Origin of the sequence: Pedobacter sp., assembly GCF_035566355.1 — a bacterium.
Classification (GTDB): Bacteria; Bacteroidota; Bacteroidia; order Sphingobacteriales; family Sphingobacteriaceae; genus Pedobacter.
The window spans coordinates 1-3,199 of sequence record NZ_DATMRL010000022.1; the positions used below are offsets into that span (position 1 = coordinate 1).

4 protein-coding genes and 1 pseudogene are annotated in these 3,199 nt (G+C 42.1%); all 5 read left to right on the top strand.

What is annotated here, in order from left to right:
- A partial coding sequence (locus tag VNZ46_RS00770) for an aminodeoxychorismate/anthranilate synthase component II (RefSeq protein ID WP_325558155.1) occupies positions 1-552 on the top strand: 552 nt, incomplete at its 5' end.
- The gene (gene trpC, locus VNZ46_RS00775) at positions 549-1,340 is read left to right on the top strand and encodes an indole-3-glycerol phosphate synthase TrpC (protein WP_325558156.1); all 792 of its coding nucleotides are present in this window, start codon (positions 549-551) and stop codon (positions 1,338-1,340) included. The genes VNZ46_RS00770 and trpC, both read left to right, overlap by 4 nt.
- A gap of 23 nt (positions 1,341-1,363) precedes the next feature.
- Positions 1,364-2,554: a GTPase HflX gene (hflX, locus tag VNZ46_RS00780; protein ID WP_325558157.1), complete on the top strand. Its 1,191-nt coding sequence runs from the start codon at positions 1,364-1,366 to the stop codon at positions 2,552-2,554.
- 22 nt (positions 2,555-2,576) lie between these two features.
- Positions 2,577-2,951 carry a 30S ribosome-binding factor RbfA gene (rbfA, locus tag VNZ46_RS00785; RefSeq protein ID WP_108550482.1) on the top strand — a complete coding sequence of 125 codons (375 nt, stop codon included), beginning with the start codon at positions 2,577-2,579 and terminating at the stop codon, positions 2,949-2,951.
- A gap of 24 nt (positions 2,952-2,975) precedes the next feature.
- A pseudogene (locus VNZ46_RS00790) lies at positions 2,976-3,199 on the top strand (peptidase M23); the annotation flags it as partial.

The following is a 3,199-nucleotide window of genomic DNA, read 5'->3' on the forward strand; positions in this document are numbered from 1 at the left end:
ATAGATAACTATGACTCTTTTACCTACAACCTGGTACATCTGGTGAACGAGATTGGATACGAGGTGGAGGTCTGGAGAAACGATAAATTTGAACTGGGGGATGTGGACCGTTACGATAAGATCCTGCTGTCTCCAGGGCCTGGTATTCCTGAGGAAGCAGGTTTGCTTTTGGAAGTGATCAAAGCCTATGCTGGAAAGAAGAGTATTTTTGGTGTATGTCTCGGGCAGCAGGCTATTGCGGAAGCTTTTGGAGGTAATTTATTGAATTTAGGCCGGCCTATGCATGGTATTGCAACGCCAATCAACGTTCTGGATCCAGAAGAGTTGACTTTTAAAGATTGCCCTGAAGTGATCAATGTGGGCAGATATCACTCCTGGGTAGTCGATACCGCAGGTCTTCCTTCTGTTTTTACAGTAACGGCTACAGATAAAGACGGACAGATCATGGCGCTCAGACACAATGAGTTTGATATAAGAGGGGTACAGTTTCACCCGGAGAGTGTATTAACAGAATATGGTAAACAAATGATGCAAAACTGGTTAGAGTCATGAACATCCTGGATAAAATAGTTTTACGCAAGCGAGAAGAGATACAGCTGGCCAAACAGAAAGTCAGTATACAACAACTGGAAGCGGCATTGCATTTTGAACGTCAGCCTTACCGGTTTAAAGATTTTTTAAGAGATGACCAGCGGACGGGCATTATTGCTGAATTCAAGCGTCGTTCTCCTTCCAAAGGGATTATTAACGACCGTGTAACGGTAGAAGAGGTGACTACAGCATATGCTGCTGCTGGAGCTTCTGCAATTTCTGTTCTGACAGATGTTGATTTTTTTGGCGGTGACCCTTCAGATCTCCTGAAGGCCAGGGCTGTTAATCAGGTTCCATTGCTGAGAAAGGATTTCATGGTAGATGAGTACCAGATTCTGGAAGCAAAAGCCTGGGGCGCAGATATTATTTTGTTAATTGCTGCAATTCTGACACCAAAAGAAATTACAGCATTGGCAGCTACAGCAAAGGGGCTTGGTTTAAATGTGCTTTTGGAAGTGCATAATCAGGAAGAACTGGAAAGGAGCATTTGTGCTGATCTGGATGCTATTGGTGTAAACAACAGGAACCTGGCCGATTTTACGGTAAATATCCAGACTTCTTTTGATCTGGTAGACCGGATTCCGAATGATTTTATGAAGATTTCTGAAAGTGCCATCAGTCATACTGATACAATTAAGCGTTTAAAGACCGCTGGATTTAATGGATTTTTGATTGGAGAGAACTTTATGAAAACCGAAGATCCGGGAGACGCAATGCGCCAGTTTGCCAGAGATTTAATCTCGGTATAACTTTTGTATCTTTGCAGGGATACATGGGAAAACAAAAATTTTATGATACCGCACTTAAACAGGAACGCGCTGTACTTGTTGGTGTGATCAGGCCCGGGGAAACCCCGGAAGAGACCAAAGAATATTTGGATGAGCTGGCTTTTCTGGTAGATACAGCAGGTGGAAAGGTAGAGCATTTGTTTACACAGAAAATGCTCCGCCCGGAACGCGCTACATTTGTTGGTACCGGTAAACTTGAAGAAATACAGGCTTATGTGAAGTCTGAAGAGATAGATATGGTGGTGTTCGATGATGAGCTTTCACCTTCTCAGCTTAGGAATATTGAACGGGAACTGCAGGTGAAGATCTTGGACCGAAGTAACCTGATTCTGGATATTTTTGCAGGCAGGGCTCAAACAGCACAGGCCAAGACACAGGTGGAATTGGCACAGCTGCAATATTTGCTGCCAAGATTAACCAGGTTATGGACCCACCTCGAGCGCCAGAAGGGTGGTATCGGGATGCGTGGGCCTGGTGAAACACAAATTGAGAGTGACAGACGGATGATTCTGGAGAAGATTTCTTTATTGAAAAGCCGGTTGAAACTCATTGATAAACAAAATGAGACGCAGCGGAAAAACAGAACACAATTGATCCGGGTGGCTCTGGTGGGTTATACCAATGTTGGGAAATCTACGATTATGAACATGTTGTCTAAATCGGAGGTTTTTGCGGAGAACAAATTGTTTGCGACACTGGATACCACGGTTAGAAAAGTGGTTATTGACAATTTGCCTTTCCTGCTTTCAGATACGGTTGGATTTATTCGTAAATTACCGCATCATCTGGTAGAATGTTTTAAGTCTACTCTTGATGAGGTAAGGGAAGCGGACATACTGATCCATGTGGTTGATGTGTCACATACCAGCTTTGAAGATCAGATTGGCGTGGTCAATGAAACGTTAAAGGACCTGGGGGCAAGGGATAAGGATACGATTATGGTTTTCAATAAGATAGATGCCTATGTGAGTCCTGAACCCGTTGAAGAAGGAGAAGATCATGTGCCATTTACTTTGGCTGAGTTTAAAAAGAGTTGGATGGCACATCATAATGCCCCGGCTTTATTTATCTCTGCACTGCACAAAGAAAATTTAGAGGAGTTCAAGCAGTTATTGTACGATAAAGTGGTGGCCTTGCATACGCAACGTTATCCTTATGATAAGTTGTTATATTAATATTTAAGTGGAGGATTAGATTATGGAAAGTAAAAGACAACAGAAATTTGCAGGGGTATTACAGGAAGAACTGGCAGCGATTTTTCAACGTGAAGGGGCTGCATATTTACCCAATACATTAGTTACTATTACCAAAGTAAGAGTATCGCCAGATCTTGCCGTGGCGAAAGTTTACCTTAGCTTTTTGAATACGAATAACACGGCATTATCTGTTGCGACAGTAAATTCACATTCAGGAGAGATCCGTTATAAACTTGGTTCCAGAATCAGGCACCAGGCGCGGATTGTTCCCACGCTTACTTTTTTTGTAGACGATACGAATGAGTATGTGGAGCATATGGATAAAATCTTTGATAAGATTTCTAAAGACAGAAAAGATACAGATCAGGAGGGGTAAAAGCCTCCTTTTATTTTACCAGGAATGACACTTTCGGAACGCTTTGAAACTTATTTTGAAAGAAAGGATATCTCTATAACTCAGGTTGTGGATTTTGATCCTGAAAAAGATGCTTTATATCCCTTTGATTTTACAAAAAAAAATATCGAGCTGACAGACGATGTGTTAAGAGATACCGTAAAATTTTCAGCCTGGGTAGAACATAAGTTACAGGAAAACCAATGTCGTTATGGAATAGGGGGGTATGG